General features: G+C 69.4%; 22 protein-coding genes and 1 tRNA gene. 12 read left to right on the top strand and 11 right to left on the bottom strand.

Features of this window, described 5'->3' with window-relative positions; translation table 11 throughout:
* The first annotated feature begins 62 nt into the window (after positions 1-62).
* The 3 genes from E9998_RS20835 (at position 63) to E9998_RS20825 (ending at position 1,151) form a co-directional block, all read left to right on the top strand.
* Positions 63-473: a hypothetical protein gene (locus E9998_RS20835; protein ID WP_136531624.1), complete on the top strand. Its 411-nt coding sequence runs from the start codon at positions 63-65 to the stop codon at positions 471-473.
* A gap of 100 nt (positions 474-573) precedes the next feature.
* Positions 574-933, top strand: coding sequence for a WhiB family transcriptional regulator (locus E9998_RS20830; protein ID WP_136531623.1), 360 nt, complete (start codon positions 574-576; stop codon positions 931-933).
* Positions 930-1,151, top strand: a complete 222-nt coding sequence (locus E9998_RS20825) for a hypothetical protein (RefSeq protein WP_136531622.1) — start codon at positions 930-932, stop codon at positions 1,149-1,151. Before E9998_RS20830 ends, E9998_RS20825 begins: the two co-directional genes overlap by 4 nt.
* Positions 1,152-1,227: 76 nt before the next feature.
* Here the strand turns inward: E9998_RS20825 and E9998_RS20820 are convergent, their stop codons facing one another.
* Positions 1,228-2,532, bottom strand: coding sequence for an ABC1 kinase family protein (locus E9998_RS20820; protein WP_136531621.1), 1,305 nt, complete (start codon positions 2,530-2,532; stop codon positions 1,228-1,230).
* 358 nt (positions 2,533-2,890) lie between these two features.
* Here E9998_RS20820 and E9998_RS25745 point away from each other — a divergent pair, with 358 nt between their 5' ends.
* The gene (locus E9998_RS25745; protein ID WP_166659568.1) at positions 2,891-3,055 is read left to right on the top strand and encodes a DUF5679 domain-containing protein; all 165 of its coding nucleotides are present in this window, start codon (positions 2,891-2,893) and stop codon (positions 3,053-3,055) included.
* 173 nt (positions 3,056-3,228) lie between these two features.
* A complete protein-coding gene (locus E9998_RS20815; protein WP_136531620.1) occupies positions 3,229-3,759 on the top strand; it encodes a M48 family metallopeptidase in 531 nt (176 codons plus the stop codon).
* An 87-nt stretch (positions 3,760-3,846) separates the two neighbouring features.
* On the opposite strand, the gene E9998_RS20810 is transcribed toward E9998_RS20815, so the two are convergent.
* Positions 3,847-5,112, bottom strand: coding sequence for a zinc-dependent metalloprotease (locus E9998_RS20810; RefSeq protein WP_240037701.1), 1,266 nt, complete (start codon positions 5,110-5,112; stop codon positions 3,847-3,849).
* Positions 5,113-5,382: 270 nt separating this feature from the next.
* On the opposite strand from E9998_RS20810, the gene E9998_RS20805 reads away from it, so the two are divergent.
* The gene (locus tag E9998_RS20805; protein ID WP_204745577.1) at positions 5,383-6,357 is read left to right on the top strand and encodes a YlbL family protein; all 975 of its coding nucleotides are present in this window, start codon (positions 5,383-5,385) and stop codon (positions 6,355-6,357) included.
* Between the two features lie 118 nt (positions 6,358-6,475).
* On the top strand, positions 6,476-9,499 hold the full coding sequence (locus E9998_RS20800) for a UPF0182 family membrane protein (protein WP_136531619.1): 3,024 nt from the start codon (positions 6,476-6,478) through the stop codon (positions 9,497-9,499).
* 58 nt (positions 9,500-9,557) lie between these two features.
* Here E9998_RS20800 and E9998_RS20795 read toward each other — a convergent pair whose 3' ends face one another.
* Both E9998_RS20795 and E9998_RS20790 read right to left on the bottom strand, forming a co-directional pair.
* Complete coding sequence (locus E9998_RS20795; protein WP_136531618.1) at positions 9,558-11,201, bottom strand: serine/threonine-protein kinase; 1,644 nt, start codon at positions 11,199-11,201, stop codon at positions 9,558-9,560.
* A gap of 146 nt (positions 11,202-11,347) precedes the next feature.
* Positions 11,348-11,677, bottom strand: a complete 330-nt coding sequence (locus E9998_RS20790) for a hypothetical protein (protein WP_136531617.1) — start codon at positions 11,675-11,677, stop codon at positions 11,348-11,350.
* Between the two features lie 323 nt (positions 11,678-12,000).
* On the opposite strand from E9998_RS20790, the gene E9998_RS20785 reads away from it, so the two are divergent.
* The gene (locus E9998_RS20785) at positions 12,001-12,939 is read left to right on the top strand and encodes a helix-turn-helix domain-containing protein (RefSeq protein WP_158299912.1); all 939 of its coding nucleotides are present in this window, start codon (positions 12,001-12,003) and stop codon (positions 12,937-12,939) included.
* Between the two features lie 76 nt (positions 12,940-13,015).
* Here E9998_RS20785 and E9998_RS20780 read toward each other — a convergent pair whose 3' ends face one another.
* Positions 13,016-13,189, bottom strand: coding sequence for a DUF397 domain-containing protein (locus tag E9998_RS20780; protein WP_204745576.1), 174 nt, complete (start codon positions 13,187-13,189; stop codon positions 13,016-13,018).
* Positions 13,190-13,774: 585 nt separating this feature from the next.
* Here E9998_RS20780 and E9998_RS20775 point away from each other — a divergent pair.
* Positions 13,775-14,413, top strand: a complete 639-nt coding sequence (locus E9998_RS20775) for a hypothetical protein (RefSeq protein WP_136531614.1) — start codon at positions 13,775-13,777, stop codon at positions 14,411-14,413.
* Here E9998_RS20775 and E9998_RS20770 read toward each other — a convergent pair.
* Positions 14,296-14,694 (bottom strand): phage holin family protein, encoded by a 399-nt coding sequence (locus E9998_RS20770; RefSeq protein ID WP_136531613.1) that lies wholly within the window; start codon positions 14,692-14,694, stop codon positions 14,296-14,298. The genes E9998_RS20775 and E9998_RS20770 overlap by 118 nt on opposite strands.
* Positions 14,695-14,885: 191 nt before the next feature.
* On the opposite strand from E9998_RS20770, the gene pstB reads away from it, so the two are divergent.
* The gene (gene pstB, locus E9998_RS20765; protein WP_136531612.1) at positions 14,886-15,770 is read left to right on the top strand and encodes a phosphate ABC transporter ATP-binding protein PstB; all 885 of its coding nucleotides are present in this window, start codon (positions 14,886-14,888) and stop codon (positions 15,768-15,770) included.
* Between the two features lie 73 nt (positions 15,771-15,843).
* Here the strand turns inward: pstB and pstA are convergent, their stop codons facing one another.
* From pstA to phoU, 4 genes are all read right to left on the bottom strand, one after another.
* Positions 15,844-16,740: a phosphate ABC transporter permease PstA gene (gene pstA, locus E9998_RS20760; protein WP_136531611.1), complete on the bottom strand. Its 897-nt coding sequence runs from the start codon at positions 16,738-16,740 to the stop codon at positions 15,844-15,846.
* Positions 16,737-17,723, bottom strand: a complete 987-nt coding sequence (pstC, locus tag E9998_RS20755; protein ID WP_136531610.1) for a phosphate ABC transporter permease subunit PstC — start codon at positions 17,721-17,723, stop codon at positions 16,737-16,739. The genes pstA and pstC overlap by 4 nt, the downstream gene beginning before the upstream one ends.
* Positions 17,724-17,803: 80 nt before the next feature.
* A complete protein-coding gene (gene pstS / locus E9998_RS20750) occupies positions 17,804-18,862 on the bottom strand; it encodes a phosphate ABC transporter substrate-binding protein PstS (RefSeq protein ID WP_136531697.1) in 1,059 nt (352 codons plus the stop codon).
* A gap of 218 nt (positions 18,863-19,080) precedes the next feature.
* Positions 19,081-19,728 carry a phosphate signaling complex protein PhoU gene (gene phoU, locus E9998_RS20745; RefSeq protein ID WP_136531609.1) on the bottom strand — a complete coding sequence of 216 codons (648 nt, stop codon included), beginning with the start codon at positions 19,726-19,728 and terminating at the stop codon, positions 19,081-19,083.
* 177 nt (positions 19,729-19,905) lie between these two features.
* Here phoU and E9998_RS20740 point away from each other — a divergent pair, with 177 nt between their 5' ends.
* Complete coding sequence (locus E9998_RS20740) at positions 19,906-20,652, top strand: hypothetical protein (RefSeq protein ID WP_136531608.1); 747 nt, start codon at positions 19,906-19,908, stop codon at positions 20,650-20,652.
* A gap of 103 nt (positions 20,653-20,755) precedes the next feature.
* Here E9998_RS20740 and E9998_RS20735 read toward each other — a convergent pair.
* A tRNA-Lys gene (locus E9998_RS20735) sits at positions 20,756-20,831 on the bottom strand.
* Positions 20,832-20,946: 115 nt separating this feature from the next.
* Between E9998_RS20735 and obgE the strand changes: the two genes are divergently transcribed.
* Entirely contained in the window at positions 20,947-22,410 is a 1,464-nt protein-coding gene (obgE, locus tag E9998_RS20730) for a GTPase ObgE (RefSeq protein WP_136531607.1), read from the top strand.
* Positions 22,411-22,816: the final 406 nt, after the last annotated feature.

The following is a 22,816-nucleotide window of genomic DNA, read 5'->3' as shown; positions in this document are numbered from 1 at the left end:
CCCCGGCATGTAGGAGATGAAGACCGATGTCAACCATGGAACCCGGAAAGGAGGGGTAGACGATGTTGCTGCTCAATGAGCCCAAGCTGACCGAACTCGGCGCGAACGCGTATGAGTCGGCCGTTGCCGTTTATCGGAACATCGCGCCCGTCTTCGCCCAGTTCCGTGGCACCACTCTGCCCGTTGCCGTCCTCAGCACCACGGCTCCGAGCACCGTCAATTCGATTGACAACACCACCGATATGGGCGCCCTGACCCTTCGTGGACGTGGCACGGCAGTCGCCGGCCTCGGTTGGCAGCCGGTTTCCGGCTCTAAGAAGCGTCACGGCGTCACCCGCGGGAGACCGCCTCGAGATCACCACCGGTTGGGCTTACAGACGAAGCCCGACTCGGAACTCTCGAGGCCGCGAATCCCGCACCAGGGATCGCGGCCTTTTTGTTTGGTTGAACACCAGGTCGCGGCCCACCAGTAGACGACAGACGAGACAGATTGCGAAGCAATTGAGTCCTCAGACAGCACTGATGCGACCGCACTGCAACACCGACATCGAGAAGAGAGAGGAGACCGAGCGCATGACCGACACCCTTATCGGACCTGAGCTGCGCGACCAGGCCCGCTCCACCGGCGGCGACCTGGCCTGCCGCGAGTACGACGCCGACCTGTGGTTCTCGGAGCAGCCCACCGAACTGGAGTTCGCCAAGTCCCTGTGCGGCGACTGCCCCGTCCGGCTGGAGTGCCTGACCGGCGCCCTGGACCGCCACGAGCCCTGGGGCGTGTGGGGCGGCGAGATCTTCGAGAAGGGGAACGTCGTGGCCCGCAAGCGGCCCCGCGGCCGGCCCCGCAAGGACGCCGCGCTCATCGAGCAGGCCGCCCAGGCGGAGCTCGCCGAGCGGACCCGGGAACTGGCCCTCGCGGGGGTGGCGGTGTCATGACCGTCGATCACCTGAGCCGCCATCTCAAGCGCGATGTCGGCGCGAACGAACTCGAACTCCTCCTCGACGAGGAGATCGAAGCGGCCCGACCGCTGCCGACCAGGCCCGCGGCCTTCGGCACGATAGGACGTCTGCGCATGTGGAGCCTGTGGAAGGACGCCGGTTACACCCGGCCGACCCGCCACCTCGGCCGCCACCGCCGACGGGGCCGACTTTGACGACGCGCTAACCGCGTTGGCTGAAGGGGTTCTTCCCTGAGAGGGGAAGAGCCCCTTCTGTTGTGTCCGGGGCCGGTCAGGCGGCCCGGTTCGGGTCGGTGCCCTCGGGGTCGGCGAAGCCCGGCAGCCAGGCCTCCAGGATCTCCCGCCAGCGCGCGGTCGCGCCGAGCTGGCACAGCACCCCGATCGAGCCCATCGTCACGCGGTGGATGAGCAGGTACGCGGGCGGGAAGCTCAACTGCTTGTTCAGCCGCGCGGCCTCCGAGCCCTGCCCGGTCAGGCGGGTGCTCTCCTTGCGCAGCCATTCGCGCGAGAACTGGAACTCCTCGCCGGCGATCGGCTCCAGCATCGGCGCGAGCAGTTCGTGCATCGCCTTCGCGTCGATCTTCAGTCCCGGGGGCACGAAGCCCTCGCTGCGCAGGCCCGCGACGACCTCGTCGGCCTTCCCGTCGAGCGTCAGGCGCGTCAGGCGCCCCACCTGGACCGGCATCCCGCCGGGCATCCGCGCGGCGGCGCCGAAGTCGTAGACGACGAGGCGCCCGTCCTCGCCGATCGCGAAGTTCCCCGGGTGCGGGTCGGCGTGAAGCAGACCGGCGCGCCGGGGCGCCGAGAAGTGGAGGGTCGCCAGACGCAGTCCGGCCGCGTCGCGCTCCTCCTGGGTGCCGTCGGTGATCACCTCGGCCAGGGGGCGCCCGGCGATCCACTCGGTCACGAGCACTTCGCCGGAGGCGTGGACGACCTCGGGGACCACGATGAGCGGGTCGCCGCGGAAGGCATCGGCGAACTGCCGCTGCGTCGCGGCCTCCAGCTCGTAGTCGAGCTCCTCCAGCAGCCGCTCGCGCAGCTCCACGGTGATCCGCTTGACGTCGAAGTTCGGTTGCAGCACCTTGAACATGGGCGCGATGCGCGAGAGGTGGCGCAGGTCGGAGCGGAGGGCGTCGCCGGCGCCGGGGTACTGGATCTTGACGGCGACCGGCCGCCCGTCCTTCCACACGGCCCGGTGCACCTGGCCGATGCTCGCGGCGGCGGCGGGCGCGTCGTCGAAGGACTCGAACCGCTCGCGCCAGTCGGCGCCCATCTGCCGCTCCAGGACGCCGTGGACGCTCGCCACCGGCAGCGGGGGAGCGGCGTTCTGAAGCTTCGTCAGGGCCTGCCGGTAGGGCGCGGCCAGATGCTCGGGCAGGGCCGCCTCGAAGATCGACAGCGCCTGGCCGAGCTTCATCGCACCGCCCTTGAGCTGCCCTAGCACGCTGAAGACGTGCTCGGCGGTGCGCCGCTGCGCCTGCTCGCCGAGGATCTCGTCCGCCATCCCGGTCACGCGCTTGCCGAGGCCCACCGTCGCCCGGCCCGCCAGCCCCAAGGGGAGCGAAGCGAGTTTCATACCCCGTACGATCGCCCGGCGCGGGAGGTCGTCGCCCGAATGGGCTGGTCCATGCCTGTCGCTCACGTTCCCAATGCTCTCACGGCGGAGCCCGAATGCGGAGCCCGAGCGCACCCGACTCCACCTTTGACCCCGCTTCCGCCTCTACTTCTAAGGACCGGCTCCGGAGACCCTCGTTCCGGGGTGCCGTCCACGCCTGGCGCACGCCTGGCGGTCACCCGCCCAGGCGAGGCTCCTCCCACCGATCGGGTGATGTGGCGCGGCGAGGCTTACACGCGTGGGATCTGTGGCATTCTGAGGCGAGGCGGTCGCACAGCGTGACCGTCGCAGCAATGCCGGACACAACGGGGGGAATCCAGTGGCTCAAGCTACGGAGACATACAACGGCTACTGCGTCAAGTGCCGCGAGAAGCGCGACTTCGAAGGCCACGTGGTGGTCTCCGACTCGGGTCGGCGGATGGCGAAGGGGACGTGCCCGACCTGCGGCACCAAGATGAACCGGATTCTCGGCAAGGCCTCGTGACCCCTGCCGCACGGTCGGCACCGGCCCGCGGGCGACGCCCGCTGAGCCCGCCCCTCGCTTGATCCCACGATTCGGGAGATCGGCGGGGGGATTTTCTTGGCATACGGCTACTCACGCCGCATTCGCGACATCGGCGTTATGCGATTGTCACACCTTCGGTTTAGTGTGCCTTCATGGCGCGCAAAGTGCATCCCCCCGTAGAAGTGCGGCGCTCCCCCAGACGCCGGGCTACCGTGGCGGCCTACGAAGAACGAGGCCGCGTGGTCGTGATGATCCCCGACGCCTTCTCGGAGTCCGAGGAGCGCGAGTGGATCGACCACATGCTCGCGAGGCTGCGTCAGCGCGAGGCCAGAGACGGCCGCGCCTCCGACGCCGCCCTGCGTGACCGAGCCGTCAGGCTCGCCACCCGCCACTACCCCGACCACCCCGAGTGCGCCACCCCCAAGAGCGTCCGCTGGGTCGACAACCAGCACCACCGCTGGGGCTCGTGCACCCCCTCGGACGGCACGATCCGCATCTCGCGCCGCCTGCTGATGATGCCCTCGTGGGTGATCGACTACGTCCTGCTCCACGAACTCGCGCACCTGGTCCACTACGACCACTCGCGGCCGTTCTGGGAGATGGTCGGCCGCTACTCAAAGGCCGAGCGCGCCCGCGGCTACCTCGAAGGCATCGCCGACGCCGAGGCCGGCGAACGGCGCTGAGACGCCGCACCGAGCGATCGGGCCGGGCGGCGACGCCCGGCTGAACCTTCGACCGCGCGCTCATGAACCGCGCCGCGGGACCGCGTCCTAACGCTCGTCGGGGTCCTCGGGCTCGTCCTTCGGGTCGTTGACCGCGAGCTGGTCGAACATCGACAGGTCGAGGTCTTCGAGCGCCTCGGAGACCGTCGCGAAGCTTTCGGGGTGCTCCAGGTCGACCGCGCTCGGCATGAGGTCCGGGTGCGCCCAGACCGCCTCGCGCCCCTCGATGCCCCGCGCCTCCGCGAGCGAGTGCCACAGCAGCGTCGCCGCCCGCACCTTCGCCTGGTCCAACTGGAGGCCCACCAGGGCCTCGAAGGTCCGCTCCGCCGGCCCCCCGGTCGCACGGCGGCGCCGCGCCGACTCCATGAGCCGGTCCATCGTCGGCAGCCGATCGCCCACGGCCTCGGCCACCACCACGTTGATCCAGCCGGCGATGAGCGCCAGCGTCGTCGCCAGCCGCGCCAGCGCCGCCTTCTGCTGCTCGGTGTCCTCGGGCTTGAACACCTCGCTCAAGTCGAGCGTGGCCGCGGCCTCGGGGTTGCTCGGATCGATGTCCGACATGGCCTCCTCGATCGCGGACTCGTCGATCCGGATCTCCCGCGCGTACGCCTCCAGCGCCCCCAGCAGGTGCGCGTGCAGCCACGGCGCGTGCGTGAACAGCCGGTGCGCCGCCGCCTCGCGCAGCGCCACGAACAGCCGCACCTCCTCGACCGGCAGCTCCAGGCCCTCGGCGTACGCGGCGATGTTCGCCGGCAGCAGGGCCGCGACACCCGTCTTGCCCAGGGGCAGACCGACATCGGCCGAAGAGAGGACCTCCCCGGCGAGCTTCGCGAGGGCCTGGCCCATCTGCGCCCCGAACAGCGCCGAACCGACGCCCTTCATGAGGTCGGCCATCGGGCCGAGCATCCCGGCCATCTCCTCGGGCACCAGCGTCTGCATGGCCTCGCCCATCTGGGCGGCCAGCGGCTCCGCGAGCTGCTTCCAGGAGTTCTCGGTGCGGTCGATCCACTGCTTGCGCGTCCACGCGTCGGTGGCCGTCACGCCCGAGGGCCAGTTCACCGCCGAGTCCAGCCACAGGTCGGCCAGGCGCAGCGCCTCGGCGACCTGCGCCTGATCGGCCGGGCCGACGACGTTCTCGGCCTCCAGCTCGGACTCGGCCAGCTGCTTGGCGAGCTGCCAGTTGACCGGACCGGTCGACATCGACTGCGCCATCATCTGCTGCAGCTGCTGCATCATCTGCTGCACCCGCGGATCGTTCGGGTCCGGCATGTCGCCGCCCAGGTTGCCGAAGCCGAAAGGTGTATCAGAGCCCATGGGCCAACCGTACGTCAGCGAGGGGGTCCCGGGCCACGGCCCGCCGAACTGGAGTGCCCCCGTTCGCTGCGGGCCGAAATCCGCTGTGGGCTACGACAGGTAGGCTTCCGGCCATGCCGACCCACGGCATGCGGGCTTCGCCGAAGCCGCCCGCCGACGGCCCCCGGGCCGCCGCCGCGGCGCCCCTCCCGGCGGCCCGCGCCGCCGGGTCCGCCAATGCACGATGAGGCATCGCCGCCGGTGCCGGTCTACGGTTCGCGAGGATAGTGAATGGTGCGACGACGAGGAATCACCGTCCTGCTGGGCGCGGCGCTGGTGGCGCTGTTCACCTGGCAGTCCCTGTCGATGGACGTCGCCTACGTGGTCTTCAGCCCCGGCCCGACCGAGAACGTCCTCGGCTCCGAGCAGGTCGAGGGCGTCGACCACCAGATCATCAGCGCCGACACCGAGTTCGACTCGGCGGGTGAGCTGCGCCTGACCACCGTCCGCGTCAAGCAGTCGGTGACGCTCGTGCAGGCCCTCCAGTACTGGATGTCCGACGAGTACGCGATCATCCCGCGCGACCTGGTCTACCCCCCGGACGAGTCCGAGGAGGAGATCGCCCAGGAGCAGGAGGCCGACTGGGCCGAGTCCCAGTCCAACGCCGAGCAGGCTGCGCTGGCCTACCTCGGCGAGCCCGCGACGATCGAGGTCGTCGCCGACTCCGGGGGCCTGGTCGCCGGCGACGTCGTCACGGCCGTCGACGGGACCGAGGTGACCTCGCTGTCGGCCCTGGCCGATTACGCCGAGAGCGAAACCACGGTGACCGTCACGCGCGGCGGCGAGGCCGTGGAGGTGCCCGGCGTCGTCCTGGGGGAGGCCGACCTCTCCTCCACGCACGAGGACCCGTACGGCATCGAGATCGACACCGAGGCGCTCGACATCGGCGGTCCCTCGGCGGGCATGATCTTCGCGCTCGGCATCGTCGACCGGGTCACCGAGGGCGATCTGACCGACGGCAGGATCATCGCCGGCACCGGCGAGATCGATCCTGAAGGGAACGTCGGGCCCATCGGCGGGATCCAGCAGAAGATCGCCGGCTCGGCCGAGGCGGGCGCCGAGGTCTTCCTCGCTCCGGCTGCGAACTGTGCGGACGCCGTCACCGTGGCGCCGGACGACATGACTATTGTCAAAGTCGAGACGCTCGCAGACGCCGTCTCGGCGCTCGAGACCCTCGCGGCCGGCGGGGACGTCACGACTTGCTGACCCCGCCGTTCCGCGGCCCGCAGGCAGCGGGCCGCAGCGACGGGCGGCCGCGGCCGCCCGCACCGCCAGACCCGAAGGAGTTGCTTCAGTGGCGAACCGGACGCCCACCCCCCCACGGATGAGCAGACGAGGACGCTACGTCCTGATCCTCCTCGTGGGCGCCATAGTCCTGCTGTCGGTCCTCGGCTGGCTCGTCAGCCTGCGCACCGACTACCTGTGGTACGACTCGGTCGGGTACACCGCGGTGTTCTCGACGATGATGTGGACCCGGCTGGGGATGTTCGGGGTCTTCGCCCTGGCCATGGCCGCCTGGTGCGGCATCAACCTCTACCTCGCCTACCGCTTCCGCCCCGACACCTGGCCCGCCACGAGCGAGCAGGAGGGCCTGGAACGCTACCGCGAGCTCATCTCCCCGAAGGCCGGCTGGTGGATCGGCGGCGTGGCCGCCGTCGTCGGCGTCTTCGCGGGCATGTCCGCGCAGAGCCGCTGGGAGACCTGGCTGCTGTTCCGCGCCGGGGGCGACTTCGGCTGGGCCGACCCGGTCCTCAAGGAGGACGCGGGCTTCTACGTCTTCCGGCTCCCGTTCTGGCAGTTCCTCATCGGCTTCGGCTTCGCCGCGGTCGTCGTCGGCATCCTCGCCTCGCTGAGCGCCTACTACCTGTACGGGGCGCTGCGCTTCTCCGGCTCCGGCGAGCGGATGACGAACGTCGCGCGCATCCACCTGTCGGTCCTCGTGGCGCTCTTCCTGGGGCTCAAGGCCGTCGCTTACTACTTCGACCGCTTCAACTTCACGACCCAGGAGAACCAGGTCACCGACATCGTCGGCGGCGGCTACACCGAGATGACCGCGCTGATGAACGCCAAGAACGCGCTCATCTGGGTCTCGGTGATCGCCGCCGTGGTCATCCTGGTGTTCTCGTGGGGCTTCACGAGGTCGCTCGCGCTGCCCGCGGCGGCCCTGGGCCTGGTCGTGGTCACCGCGATCGCGGCCGGCGGGATCTACCCGGCGGTCGTGCGCAACTTCCAGGTCGAGCCCAACCGGCCCCAGCGCGAGGGCGAGTACGCCCAGCACACCATCGACGGCACGAGGTACGCGTACGGGATGGAGGACCTGGAGGTCTCGACCTACGAGGTCGACTCCCGGCCCGACGCGGGCCAGATCCAGCTCACCGACGAGGAGATCGCGGCCGGGGAGTCGAACCCGACCATCGAGAACGTCCGCCTCATCGACCCGTTCGTCGTCTCCGACGCCTTCACCCAGGCGCAGCAGCCGCGCAGCTTCTACGACTTCAACGAGAAGCTCGACATCGACCGGTACACGTACACCGACGCGAACGGCAACGAGGTCACCGAGGACTTCGTGGTCGGCCTGCGCGAGCTCAACCCCTCGCAGCTGACCGACGAGCAGCAGGACTGGACCGTCACGCACACCGTGTACACGCACGGCTGGGGCTTCGTGTCCGCCTCGACCACCGAGAGCGACAACGGCTCGCCGTGCTTCACCTCGGGCGTGCTCTCCGACGACCCGGGCACCTGCGACATCGGCAACGACATCATCCCGGTCGAGCAGCCGCAGGTCTACTACGGCCTGCTCAACAACGAGTACGCGATCGTGGGCGTCCCCGACGGCGAGACGCCCCGCGAGTACGACCGGCCGACCGACGTCGCGGTGAGCGACGCCGACAACGCCGAGGAGGACGCCGAGGAGATCGGCGACGACCGCTACACGACCTACGAGGGCGACGGCGGGGTCGACATCGGCTCCCTGAGCCGGCGCCTGCTGTACGCGTGGGAGCTCCAGGAGCCGCGCTTCCTCCTGTCCGACCAGATCAACGAGGAATCGCAGCTGCTCTACAACCGGAACGTCCGCGACCGCGTCCAGGCCGTGGCCCCGTTCCTGACCGTCGAGGCCGACCCGTACCCCGCGGTCGTCGGCGGCGAGATCGTGTGGATCGTCGACGGCTACACCACGACCAACGACTTCCCCTACTCCGACCGGGTCAACGTCGCGGACGCGACGAACGACACCTACTCGGGCAAGGGCGTCGCCAACCAGGAGGCCGAGGAGATCAACTACATCCGCTCCTCGGTCAAGGCCGTGGTCAACGCCTACGACGGCTCGGTGACCCTGTACGAGTGGGATGACGAGGACCCGATCCTCAAGGCCTGGAACGAGATCTACGGCGGCGACCTGGTCGTCCCCAAGTCCGAGCTCGAAGACCCGAAGTACGACGAGCTCGTCTCGCACTTCCGCTACCCGCAGGACCTGTTCAAGGTGCAGCGGAGCCTGCTCCAGCGCTACCACGTCAACGAGTCGCGGACCTTCATCGAAGGCGGCGAGGCCTGGGCGATCCCCGAGGACCCCTCGCAGCCGACGAGCGTGAGCCAGCCGCCGTACTACGTGTACGCCTCCTACCCCGACCAGGGCGAGCAGGCCTACTTCCAGCTCACCGGGACCTTCACCCCGAGGAACCGGGAGAACGCCCTGGCGAGCATGATGTCGGCTTACTACGACGAGCACGGCGATCCGCAGCTCAAGGTCTACGACGTGGTGGGCGGCGACGACCAGTCGGTGCGCCAGATCCACCAGATCATCACCTCCACGCCCGAGGTGGTGACGACGCTCCGCGACGCCCAGCAGGCCGGGACCACCGTCGAGTGGGGCAACCTGCTCGCGCTCCCGGTCGAGAACGGCATCCTCTACCTCGAACCGATGTACCTGCGCCGCCAGGCCGGCGGCCAGGGCGAGGAGCTGCCGACCCTGACGAACGTGGCGATCAGCTACGGCGGCTACGTCGGCTTCGCGAGCTCCTTCGACGCGGCCGTGGCGATGGTCGTGGAGAAGTACGTCGAGGGCGCCCCGACCGACGCCGAGCAGGCCGAGGAGGGCGAGGGCGAGGAGCCGTCGGAGACGCCGACGGAGACCCCGTCCGAGACGCCTTCCGAGGCGCCCACGACCGAGGCACCGGCGACGACGGAGCCGCCCGAGGTCGAGGCCGCGCTCGACGCCGTGGAGACGGCGCGGGCGAACTACGAGGAGGCGCGCGCCTCGGGCACGAACGAGGAGCAGGGCGCCGCGCTCGACGCGCTCTTCTCCGCACTGGACGACCTCGCCGCGGCCAGAGACGCCGCGGGACAGTAAGTCGGTAAAGCGAGACGCCCGGCGACCGAAAGGTCGCCGGGCGTCTCGCGTTCTGCGCTCAGGGCCCGCCGGGTCCGGGGGTCTCCTCCGACTCGGGCTTGCACGCCTCGGCGTCGGCGGCGCGGCGGACGGTGACCTGGACGGTCGTCCCGGAGTCGACCTCGCTGCCGGCGGTGGGGGACTGGCGCACGACCGAGCAGCGCGCCTCGCCCTCGCCCTCGTAGTCGACGGCGGGGCTCAGGCCCGACTCCTCGATGCGGGTGCGCGCGTCGGCCTCGGACTGCGCGACCACGTTCGGCACGGTCGCCGTCGCGGGCTGGGAGGGCGTGCTGCTCTCGGTCGGCGTGGCCGAACCGGTCGGGTTCAGCGACGGGCCGGCGGTCTCGCTCGGATCGGACGCGGGCGAGGTGGCCTCCTCGGCCGTGACGCTCGCGGTCGGGTCCGGCGTCGCGGACTCGCCCGCCTCCTCGTCGTCGCCGACCCACTGGCCGCCGTCGCCCTCCTGGCCCTGGAGTTCGGCGCCGTCGGCGTCGGTCTCGTTGGCGGGCAGGGTCCCGTGCCGATCCTCCTCGCCCCACGGCAGCGACATGACGATCCCGCCGAGCGCCGTCAGGGCCGCGAGCGTCCCCGCCAGCGACAGCCACAGGCCGCGGCGCCGCGGCCGGTCCTCCTCGGGAGGCGCGGGCGGCGGCGGTGGCGGCACGGGCGAGTGCGAGCCGGTGAGCGGCGGCAGCGTGTGCTGTCCGGTCGAATACTCGATGCGGGCCGACGGGCGCCGGTGGGCGCCGGTGCGCGGGCCCGACACCGAGGCCGGCTCGACCTGGGTCCTGACCGGCGAGGAGACCGGGCGCTGCGCCAGCATCGCCTCGCGCGTCTCGCGGCAGGCGGCCGCGAGCGAGGCGGCGTCGGGCCACCGCGCCGAAGGCGACTTCTGGAGCGAGCGCCGCACGATCTCGGCGACCTCGTAGGGTACCTCCGGCGGCAGCGGCGGCGGCGCGTTGCGCAGGTGCGCCGAGAGCACCCCGAGCGGGGTGTCGGCGCGGAACGGCGGCGACCCCGCGAGGCACTGGTGGGCGACGACGCCCAGCGAGTACAGGTCGGAGGCCGCGGTGAGGTTCTCCCCGGCGGCCTGCTCGGGGGACATGTAGGTGACGGTGCCGAGCACGACCCCGGTCGTGGTCAGCGTGAGGTTGTGGCTGGCGTGGGCGATCCCGAAGTCCACCAGGACGACCGAGCCGTCGTCGCGCACGAGGATGTTCCCCGGCTTGATGTCGCGGTGCACGATCCCGGCGCTGTGCGCCACCTGGAGGGCCTCGGCGACGCCGCCGACCACGCGCATCGCGTCGGCGGCGCCGAGCTTGCCCCACAGGCCCAGGAGCCGCGACAGCGGCTTGCCGTCGACGAACTCCATGATCAGGTACGCGAGCTGCGCGTCCTCGTCCTCGATCTCGCCGTAGTCGTACACCTCGACGACGCCGGGGCCCTGCATGACGGCGATGGCGCGGGCCTCGCGGCGGAAGCGCTCGCGGAAGCCGCGGTCGTCGACGAGATCGGCGAGCAGGACCTTCACGGCGACGGTGCGCCACAGGATCGTGTCGGTGCCCTCCCAGACGTCGCCCATGCCGCCGCCGCCGACGCGGCGATCGAGCCGGTACCGCCCGTCCAGGACGTCGCCTGCCTTGAGGTTGCGAGTGCTCAGCATCGCGCGGCTTTCCCCTTCGCGGCGTAGCTGGTGAGCCGTAAGTTCGCCTAGAGTCGGATCATCTCCAGGGTCTAACGAACGGCGGCCGCTGAGGCTACGCGCTGGATCGGGCGAACTTGGGCCCGACGGGAAAGGGCGCCGCGGCGCTACGCCTTGGCGGCGTGGGCGGCGAGCGCGGAGCCCAGGGCCAGCGCGCGCGAGGGCGCGGGCAGGTTCGCGGCGGGCGCCGCCTTCGGCGCGGCCTGCTCGGCGCGGGGGCCGACCGCCTGGCCGAGCTGCCCGTCCCAGCACGCCCACGAGTGGCACGGCCAGGTCTGGGCGCAGTGCCCGCACACGGGGTGCTTGACGCCGCGCTGGTCGAGCGAGGGGGTGTGCCGATTCCACCAGCGCACCTGGACGCGCCAGAGGCTCGGCACCAGCACCTCGCTGGGCGGCTCGTTGGGCGGAGGATTGTCGAGTGTGTACGGACTGCGCACGCGGGCTGCCTTTCGGGATCTTCACATCGGTTCGGACCGTCTGCGGCCCAACGTGATCGGGCCTTTCGGCCCGGGTCGGACCTGGTCGATGCCGAGTCGCGGTGTCGAATCGGTACAGTCGGAGGAGGCGGGTAGCCCCTCCGTAGAGTAGAATTGCACATGCAGATTTTGGATGCAAGAGGTATAACCGGATCGGGTGGCGATTCCCGCCCCAGGTGATGCCGCCAGTCGTAGGCGAGCACCGTCGACCCCACCGGGCGAGCGTACGGAAGTCCGCCGCTGGCGGAGCGTCCTCACCGAGTCTGGAGAGATCAGGGTGTCAAATGGGAACATCGAACGACAACACTGACAGCGATCTGCCGAAGAAGTTGGGAGGCAAGGCGATGCCTTCGAGCGGCAGCCCCACCGTCCGACGCCGGCGCGCGGGGAGGATCCTCCGCGAACTGCGCGACGAATCAGGGAGGACCGCCGAGGACGCGGCCGCGGCCCTGGAGGTCACCAGCTCCACCATCTACCGCATGGAACTCGGACGCGTCGGCATCAAGCCCCGCGACGTCCAGGCCCTCGTCGAGGTCTACGGAGTCGAGGACGCCGACCTCGTCGAAGAGCTCGTGCGCCTCGCCCGCGACGGCCGCAAGCGCGGCTGGTGGGCCAGGTACTCCGACACCATCTCGCCCCCGTACGCGACCTACATCGGCCTGGAGCAGGACGCCGCCAGCCTCAACCTGTACGACGGGCTCATCATCAACGGCCTCCTCCAGACCCGCGAGTACGCCAAGGCGACCTTCAGCATGGTCCCCGAGCAGTCGCAGCGGTTCATGGAGGAGCGGATCGACCTGCGCATGGAGCGCCAGCAGCGGCTCCGCGGCGACCTCAAGATCTGGAACGTCATCGACGAGGCGGCCGTGCGCCGCGTCCTCGGCGGCCCCAAGGTCATGATCGACCAGCTCCAGAACCTGCTCGAACTCGGCTCGCTGCCCAACGTGCACCTCCAGGTCCTGCCCTTCGAGGGCGGCGCCTACCCGGGGATGCTCTCCTCGTTCACCATCCTCGGCTTCGGCCCGCTCGAAGGCGTGGTCGACGCCGGCTACCGCCACCCCGACGTCGTCTACATCGAGGGCCACAACGGCGACGTCTACGAAGAGGGCGAGGACGTCCAGCCCTTCCACGAGATCTTCGGCTACCTCCGCTCGGCCGCGCTCGACCCCGGCCGCAGCCTGGAGTTCATCGAACAGCAGGCCCAGCACCTCAAATCGCTGTAAGCGGTGCGGGAGCACCCCGGTCCCGGACGCGAGGGGGCCGCCGCGGCATCGCCGCGGCGGCCCCCTCACCCGTCCTCTACCTGCCGGATGTCCGCAGCAGCGAGAGCCAGTCGGCTCGGCTGGCGCGCAGGACAGGGCTCACCGTCAGCTTGGTGTCCCTGATCTCCACGGCCGCTTCCGCGAGCCTGGCCTCAACACAGGCCCCGTTCGGGCCTGATCTGCTGCTCTTCCTCCATGTGTGGGTCAACATGGATCTCCTCCTTCCAAGGAGCATTCGAGTCCCCAGGACGGTGTTTACCTTAACGAGCGCAAGGCAAGCCGAACGTCGACTATCCGTCACTATCAGGTTCCGGACACACGCCCCGCACGCGCCGAACGCCCCCTCCCGCGCAGCCCCGACCCCCACTCCCCGGCTCGAATAGGACGGTCGCCTCCCTTGCGCCGCGACGTTCGGCCAGGATCCGCCGCGCGTCGGCAAGCGCATGACCGCGCACCCGCCCGAGACCGGCCCCGAACGCGAACCCGCCGCCCCCGAATTCGAAGCCACAGTCCACCGACCGAACTCGTGAACCCGTTTCACTCCAACGGGTGTTCCCAAGGCCCCCGCGACGCCCGCCCCCGGAGGAGAATCGCATCGGAACCCGCCCGGTCCGCGGGCGGTCCGACCGGCCCCGAACGGGTACCCCGCGGCCATGAGAACCACTGCACGCCGCCGCCCGTTCCGCGGCCTTTCCCCGAAACTTCACGGAATTGCCCAGACCAGGGGGACTTTCACAATTGGCGTGCCGGAATGGAATAATATTCGTACGAGCATCATCAACACTGGTCACGGGGGGTGACGATGAAAGACGCCATTGAAACCTCTACCATCGCCTTCGCCGCAATCGTCGCGATCGTCCTCGTCTTCGCCGCGGTACTGGGTCTCCTGTCCGCGGTCGAGACCAAGCGCCGACGAAAAGCCAGGGCGAAGAAGGACGCGGAAGCCTGGACGGAACTGCTCGGCAACCAGCTCCACATAGCACCCTTCTCGGTAGGCGACACCGAAGCGGCCGCGGCACTCGACCGCGCCCGCAAACTCCACCACGGCGCGGTCGAGAAACTCAAGACCGCCAAAAAGACCAAGCAGTACACGCGAATCCGAACCTACGCGCTGGCAGGACTGCACAACCTCAACATCATGCGCCGACGCCTCGGCAAGGCGCCCGGACCGCAAGGCCCGATCCCGTTCAACACCGCGACACCGGGCAAGGCGTCCAAGCGCGACGACAACGTCCGCGACGCCGCCACCGGGCCGTCCACCGGACTGCCCTTCTTACCGGAACGAACGAAGGGGGCGACTCGACCGAGCCGCCCCCTTCATCGCGCCCGCCGTAACTCGGCCGCCTGCGGCTTCGGCGACAGCAGGTCGAAGACCCACATCGACAGCCACACGATGATCGCGCCCCAGAACGCCGGCCAGAAACCGTCCACATAGAACCCCAGCGAGAGCTTCTCCGACACCCAGCCGGTCAGCCAGAACATCAGCGCGTTCACCACCAGCCCGAACAGGCCCAGCGTCAACACGTACAGCGCGCAGCCGATGAGCATGATCAGCGGCTTCACGAACGTGTTCACCGCCGTGAAGATCAACGCGACCAGCACCAGGGAGAAGAACTTCTCCAGCGTCGAGTCGCCGTACAACCAGATTCCGCCCACGAGCGCCGTCGCGAGCCACAGCGCCAAGGCCGTGACGATGAGCCGCACCAGAAACTTCATGGCGCCAGTATCGCCGCCCGACACACGCCCCGTCCACTTTCCGCCAAGACCGCGCCGTCCGGGCGAGACCGACCCGGGCCCCCGGATTCATCCCGCGTTCACCGGCGATCGGGCCCGCAGCCACCCGCGGCGCTTATATTCGGCCCAGCCCCGCCGCGACTCCACTCCCGCCCCAGCAGTCAGGAGAGAACATGAGCGATCCGGCAACGCCCGCATACGGCCGCACCGTCGACGCCAGGCGCATCGGCGCGGCCCCCCAGCCCGCGCCCCACCGCGTCAACGCGAACCTCGGCGCCGCCACCGTCTTCGACATCAGGGACGTCAGCGTCCACTACGGCTCCTTCCGCGCCGTCAAAGGCGTGACCTTCCCCGTCGCCAAGAACGAGATCACCGCCCTCATCGGCCCCTCCGGGTGCGGCAAGTCCACCCTCCTGCGCTCCCTCAACCGCATGAACGACCTCGTCCCCGGCGCCCGCGTCGAAGGGACGGTCGCCTACCGCGGCAAGGACGTCTACGCGCCCGGCGTCGACCCCGTCGAGGTCCGCCGCCGCATCGGCATGGTCTTCCAGAAGGCCAACCCCTTCCCCAAGTCCATCTACGACAACGTCGCCTACGGCCCCAAGATCCACGGCGTGCCCCGCTCCGAGCGCGACGGCATCGTCGAGGACTCGCTCAAGAAGGCCGCCCTCTGGGACGAGGTCAAGGACAAGCTCAAGCAGAGCGCGCTGGCGCTCTCCGGCGGCCAGCAGCAGCGCCTGTGCATCGCGCGGACGATCGCGCTCTCACCCGAGGTGGTCCTCATGGACGAGCCGTGCTCGGCGCTCGACCCGATCGCCACGGCCCGCATCGAGGAGCTCATGGTCGACCTCGCCAAGCAGTTCACGATCGTGATCGTCACGCACAACATGCAGCAGGCGGCGCGCGTCTCGGACAAGACCGCGTTCTTCTCGACCGAGGTCAACGAGGTCAGCGACACCCGCACCGGCGTCCTCGTCGAGTTCGACGACACGCAGCGGATCTTCACGACCCCCTCCGACGAGCGCACCGAGAACTACGTCACCGGCCGCTTCGGCTGACGCCGCGACACGAGGAAGGGCCCCGCCGACCGGCGGGGCCCTTCCCGTTTCGGAGACCAGGTGCGGCGGACCGCTAGCGCTTGTCGATCGCGAATCGCGAGGAGATGACCCGCGACACGATCGTGAACAGGAAGACGAGCGCGATCAAGGTGAGCGCCGCGCCCCACGCGCGCTCCTGCGAGGCGTCGAACGGCTGCGTGGCGTTGCGGTAGATCTGCGCCGCCAGCGTCGTGTTCTCGCCGTAGAACAGGTCGGGCTTGAACATGTACGTCAGTCCCACGGTGACGATGATCGGCGCGGTCTCGCCGGCCGCGCGGGCGACCGCGAGCAGCGCGCCCGAGGTGATGCCCGAGGACGCGGTCGGCAGGACCACGGTCATCGTGGTCCGCCACTTGCGCGCGCCCAGGCCCGCGGAGGCCTGCCGCAGCTCGTCGGGGACCAGCCGCAGCATCTCCTCGGCCGAGCGGATCACGATCGGGAGCATGAGGCACGCGAGCGCCAGGGCGCCGCCGAAGCCGTTCTTCTCGCCGATCACGATGACGTACGAGACGTAGATGAACAGGCCCATGACGATCGAGGGCACGCCGGTCATGACGTCGGCCATCGTCCGGATGAACTTCGCGAGCGGCCGGTTCTTCCCGTACTCGTTGAGGTAGACCGCGCCGAGCACGCCGATCGGGATCGCGATGAGCGCGGCCATGCCGGTGATGGTCAGGGTGCCGAGGATCGCCGGGCCCATGCCCGGGCCGGCCTCGCGGTAGTTGCGGGGGATCTCCTCGACGAGGAAGTCCAGGCCCATCGCCGAGCTGCCGCGCGAGAGGACCTCCCACACGACCAGGACCAGCGGCAGCGCCGCGATGAGGACGCACAGGCCGATGAGGATCGTCGCGGTCCGGTTCGCGAACGCGCGGCGCTTGGACAGGTTGCGCCCCGACAGGTCCGGGGGCGTGGCGGTGCTGAGGCTCGTCATGAGTGGGCCCCCTTCATCTTGATCTCCGCGCGGCGGACCACCAGGCGGGCGAGGAAGTTGATGATGACGGTGATCGCGAACAGCTCCACGCCGATCGCGATGAGCGCGTCCGTGTGCAGGCCGCTGGACTCGCCCCACTGCTGGGCGATGAGCGCGGCCATGGTGTTGCCGGGTTCGAACAGGTTGGCGGACATCGACACCGAGCCGCCGATGACGAGGGCGACCGCGATGGTCTCGCCCATCGCCCGGCCCAGGCCCAGCATCGAGGCGCCGACCAGGCCCCCGAAGGAGTGGGGGAGGATCGCGCCCTTGACCATCTCCCAGCGGGTCGCGCCGAGCGCGTAGGCGGCCTGCTTGTCGGTCTCGGGGACCGTCGCGAAGACCTCGCGGGCGATCGAGGTGATGATCGGGATCGCCATGATCGCCAGGACCAGGCTCGCGGTGATGTAGTTGCGGCCGGTGTTGGTCTCGTCGAAGACCGCGTTCAGGCCGGGCACCGGGGCGACCAGGTCGGCGAACCACTGGTACGCCGGGGTGATCGCCGGGACCACGACCAGGACGCCGACCAGGCCGAAGACCACCGAGGGCACGGTGGCGAGCAGGTCGATGACGGTGACGATGTACTTGCGGGTGCTGCGGTGGGCGACCTCGGTGATGAACAGCGCGATGCCGATCGACACCGGCACGGCGATGACCATCGCGATGAGCGAGGTCACGAGCGTGCCGTAGAGCAGCGGGAAGGTGCCGAAGACGTCGTCGTTGGGCGCCCAGCGGGTGCCGAACACGAAGCCGAGCGGGCCCTCGTGGACGAAGGCGGGCCAGCCGCGCACCGAGGTCGTGACGAGGATCAGCCCGAGCACGAGGAGGACGGTCAGTCCGGCAAGGGTCACCAGGGCCCGGAAGCCCCGGTCGGCCTGGCGGGCGCGGGCCTCGCCGCCGAGGTCGACCTCGGCGGGGGATTCGGGGGTTGCCGTAGCGGTCAAGTTCTCACTCCGGTTTCGTCAGCGGAACGGCCGAAAACCCCAGCGGCGCCGGCGCCGGTGGGGTGATCGGATCCGGGTTCCTAGTCGGCAATCGTCGAGTTGAGCGCGTCGAGGGCCTGCTCCTGGAGACCCGTGGGCAGCGCCGCGAAGTTGTTCTCGGCGGCCAGGGCCTGACCGTCGGTCAGCAGGTAGGTGACGAACTCCTTGACGCCGGCGGCGACCGCGGCGTCCTCGTACTCGGTGCGGATGAGGAGGTAGGTCGGGGCCGTGATCGGGTAGGACTCGGCGCCGGCCGCGTTCAGCGGGTTGTACGAGAGGTCGTCGGCGAGCTCGGCGCCGTCGAGCGCGGCGGTCGCGCCTTCGAGCGACGGGGCCACGAAGGCGCCGTCGGCGTTCTCGACGGCCGCGGTGACGAGGCCGACCTCGGAGGCGTCGGCGAGGTCGACGTAGCCGATCGAGCCCTCGGTGTCCTGGATGATCTGGGCGACGCCGGTGTTCTTCTCACCGGCGACCGAGTTGCCCGGCCATTCGATGGTGTCGCCCGAACCGAGGGTCCAGGTGTCGGTGGCCTCTTCGAGGAACTTCGAGAAGTTGGTGGTGGTGCCCGAGCCGTCGGAGCGCACCGCGAGGGTGATGTCCAGGTCCGGCAGGGTCGCGCCGTCGTTCGTCGCGGCGATCGCGTCGTCGTTCCAGTTGGAGATGTCGCCCTGGAAGATGCCGGCCAGGGTCTCCTGGTCGATCTGCAGGCCTTCGAGACCGGGCACGTTGTACGACACGGTGATCGGGGCGGCCACGGTCGGGATGTACTGGAAGGACCCGGCCTCGACGCCGTCGTCGTCCTTGACCAGCGAGTCGGTGCCGGCGAAGTCGTTCAGGCGCTCGCCGAACTCCGACTTGCCCGTGCCCGAGCCGGTGGGGTTGTAGCTCACGATGAGGTCGGGGTTCACCTCGGCGTAGGCGCCGATGGCGGCCGCGTAGAAGGCGTCGGGGAAGCTCGCGCCGGAGGCGTTGATCTCGCCGGACGCGAGGTCGCCGGACCCGCCTTCGTTGTCGTCGTTGCCGCCGCCGCAGGCCGCCAGGCCGAGGGCGAGGGTGCCGGCGGTGATGCCGCCGAAGATGGCTCTGCGGTTCAGTTTCATGTTCACAGCTGGTCTCTACTCCGTCTCCCGGCGGTCGGCCGGGCTGCTTCTTCACTGTCCGCAGCCATCAAATCCGGGCACGGTGTTCACCCGCTGACTTGGAGTTGAACTCAAGGTGAACGCCTGAGCGCGATTCACGACAGTGAGGCGGAGACCTCCGGGGGCAAGCCTGTGAACAGGCGGTTTAACCCGGCCTCGGTCCTGCTGTGACCAGACCGTTATGAACGGTCGAGGTGGACGTCCCCGGTCACGAGGTAGACGACCTGGTGGGAGATCCGCACGGCGTGGTCGCCGAACCGCTCGAAGAACCTGGCCAGGAGCGCCGCGTCGACCGCCGTCTGCGGCCCGTAGCCCAGGCTCGGCAACTGCTCGTGGATGCGCTGCTGGATCGCGTCGAGCTCGTCGTCGTCGAGCTCGGTCTGGCTCGCCTGGAGGTAGTCGCGCTCGGCGAGGATGCCCACGAGCTTCTCGGAGATCCGCACCGCCGCGTCGGCCATCGCCGCGAAGTCGGCCCGCAGCGACTCGGGCACCACCGGCGCCGGCGCGCGCAGCAGCACCGACTTCGCCACGTGCTTGGCGAGGTCGCCCATCCGCTCCAGGTCCACCGAGATCCGCACCGCGCCGAGGACGAACCGCAGGTCGGTCGCCACCGGGTCGTACTGCGTCATCAGCTCCACGATCCGGTCGTCGACCTTGAACTGGAGGGCGTTGACCTCGTCGTCGGCGGCCACCACGGCCTCGGCCGCGGCGGTGTCGACCTCCAGGAGCGCCGCCCCGGCCTTGGCGACCGCGTCGCCGACCCGCCGCGCCATGTCGACCAGGAGGTCGTTGAGCTCGTCGAGGTGCTGGTGGAAGACGTTGACCATGGCGGACCAATCATGGGGTTCGGAGGGTCGAGGACCCGCGGCGTGCCGGGCGAGACCAGTCTAGGGGCGGCCCCGCCGCTCACCCCGGTCGAGCGGGGAAACTCCGGGCGAACCCCGTTGGACCTTCGGCGTTACAGTGAGAGCCAAGCACGATCGATCCCCAGGGAGCGGACCCAGATGACCTACCCTTCGCAACCGGGCTACCCCACGCCGCAGTACGGCCAGCCCCGACCGCCCGGTCAGCAGCAGAACAACCTGTGGCTGGTCGGCGGCGCGATCCTGGTCATCCTCGTCATCATCATGACGGTGATCCTCCTGGTCGTGCAGAAGACCACCGAGTCGAACTCCGGCGACGGCGGCTCCGGGGACGGCACCACCGCGGGCGACGGCGGTGACGACGGCGGCGGCGATGACGGTGGCGATGACGGCGGGGATACCGACTACGAGGGTCTCGGCGGGGTCGAGATCAACGCCGACGCGTGCAGCGCCTTCGACATGACCGCGTTCGAAGCGGCCCTCGGCCCGAACGACCCCGACCAGACCTACACCTCCGCCTCCAACTCCGGCGGCCTCGCCTCGCTGAGCTGCACCTTCTACAACGAGGACTTCGACTCGGTCACCATGCGGCTCTACGACTACGAGTCGCTTGACGACGTCCTCTACTACATCGAGTCCGACGCGGACTACTACAACGAGGAGAATGGGTACGAGTTCAGTGAGTACACCGCGCTCGGCGACGCCGGCTCCCTCTACTCCACGGGCGACGACACCTACCGCACCGTGAACCTCCACGTCGCGCTCGGCAGCATCGAGCTCACCGTCTACGCCTCCTGGTACGACGGCGCCATCGACGACGAGGCCGCGCTGACGGTCCTGGAGGACTACGTCAGGCAGTGCGACCAGCTCTTTGCGGAGTACAAGTAGCAGCCAAGTAGCAGCACGGGTCCGGCATCGCCGGGCCCGTTCCGCACTCCCGACCCCACTTTCGGGGGAAACCAAAAGAGGCCCTGTGACCAGGACCTCTGTGTGGTGCGCCGCCAGGGACTCGAACCCCGAACCCGCTGATTAAGAGTCAGCTGCTCTGCCAGTTGAGCTAGCGGCGCTTGATGATTGAGTTTCACCGTCGATTTTCGGCGGTGTCTCTCGCACGAGGAGAAACTTTAGCATGTAGAGCGGGCACCGTCTCCGGGGGTCCCCCGAGGTGGCTACGCTTGTCCGGTGACAAGTTTTGTAGACCGAGTGAATCTCCAGGTCATTGCCGGTAAGGGTGGCAACGGCTGCGTGTCGGTCCACCGAGAGAAGTTCAAGCCGCTCGGCGGCCCCGACGGCGGCAACGGCGGCCACGGGGGTGATGTGGTCTTCGTCGTGGACCCCAACGTCCACACGCTGCTGGACTTCCACTTCCAGACCCGGCTCCAGGGCGGCAACGGCCGACACGGCCAGGGCTCCAACCGCGACGGCGCCAACGGCGAGTCCGTGCGGGTGCCCGTGCCCAACGGGACCGTCGTCTACTCCGGCGGCGAGATCCTGGCCGACCTGACCGGCAACGGCTCCGAGGTGACCGTCGCCGAAGGCGGACGCGGCGGGCGCGGCAACCGCGCTCTCGTCAGCTCCAAGCGGAAGGTCCCCGGCTTCGCCGAACTCGGCGAAGCGGGCGACGAGTTCGCCGTCACGCTCGAACTCAAGAGCGTCGCGGACGTCGGCCTCGTCGGCTTCCCCTCCGCGGGGAAGTCCTCCCTCATCGCGTCGATGTCGGCCGCGCGGCCCAAGATCGCCGACTACCCGTTCACCACGCTGACCCCGAACCTCGGGGTCGTGTCCGCGGGCGCCACGACCTACACCATCGCCGACGTGCCGGGCCTCATCCCGGGTGCCGCGGCCGGCAAGGGCCTCGGCCTCGAATTCCTGCGACACATCGAACGCTGCGCGGTCCTCGCGCACGTGGTCGACACCGCCAATCTCGAATCCGACCGCGACCCGGTCTCCGACATCGAGGCCCTCGAACACGAGCTCGCCGAGTACGGCGGCCTCGCCGACCGGCCCCGCGTCATCGTCCTCAACAAGGTCGACCTCCCCGACGGCCGCGAACTGGCCGACTACGTGAGCGGCGACCTGGAGAAGTTCGGCTGGCCCGTCTACGCCGTGAGCGCCGTCAGCCGCGAGGGGCTGAAGGAGCTGAACTTCGCCTTCGCCAAGGAGGTGGAGGAGTACCGCGCCGCCCAGCCGCCGATCGAGGCGACCCGCGCGGTGATCCGCCCGCTGGCCGTCGACGACTCCGGCTTCGAGATCAAGAGGGTGAAGCCGGCCTTCGAAGGCGACGTCGAGTTCGTCGTGACCGGCGCCAAGCCCGAGCGCTGGATCAGCCAGACCAACTTCGAGAACGAAGAGGCCGTCGGCTACCTCGCCGACCGGCTCGCCGCCATCGGCATCGAGGACGCACTCGTGAAGGAGGGGGCGGTCCCCGGCTCGTTCGTGCGCATCGCCGACTACGAGTTCGAGTGGCAGCCGACCGACCCGAACATCATCGCGACGGTCGGGCCCCGAGGGACCGACGCCCGATTCGAAGTCAGCGACCGCAAGGGCGCCGACGAGCGGCTCGCGGAGCGCAAGGAGCGCCGCGCCGAACTGCTCGAACGGGTCGCGAAAGAGAAGGAAGCACGGGGCAAAAGCCGCAAGGGCTAGCCCTGTTTGCGGACTGACCAGCAAAAACGCGGGGTTCGCAGGGGTGTGGCGCCGAGCACGTACCCCCCTTGCGAACCCCGCTTTTCAGTCGCGTAAATTTGTCTTTGCCCGAGGGGGAAACGGACAGGAAAGCCGAAAGGCCCTGGCCCAGAACCAAAAGGGTAAAACTCCGAACGAATCGATCGGGGGGCCAAAACGGCCCGAAAACCGGTCTGGTAAGTTACTGGAGCCGCTCCGGTCGGAGACGGAATCTCAAAGAGGTTTCAATCTGACTGAGGCGTGTTGTTTGAGAACTCAACAGGGTGTTTGGATGGTCAGCGTGTGGGCTGACTGGGATCTGTGGCCTAGGTGTCGCGGGTTTTGGTTGGTACTGTTTTTGACTGTCTTTTCCTTGGGACACTTGCTT

It is taken from the genome of Glycomyces paridis (assembly GCF_004912155.1).
In the GTDB taxonomy this organism is placed as follows: Bacteria; Actinomycetota; Actinomycetes; order Mycobacteriales; family Micromonosporaceae; genus Glycomyces; species Glycomyces paridis.
This window is presented reverse-complemented; position numbering and strand designations above follow the sequence as displayed.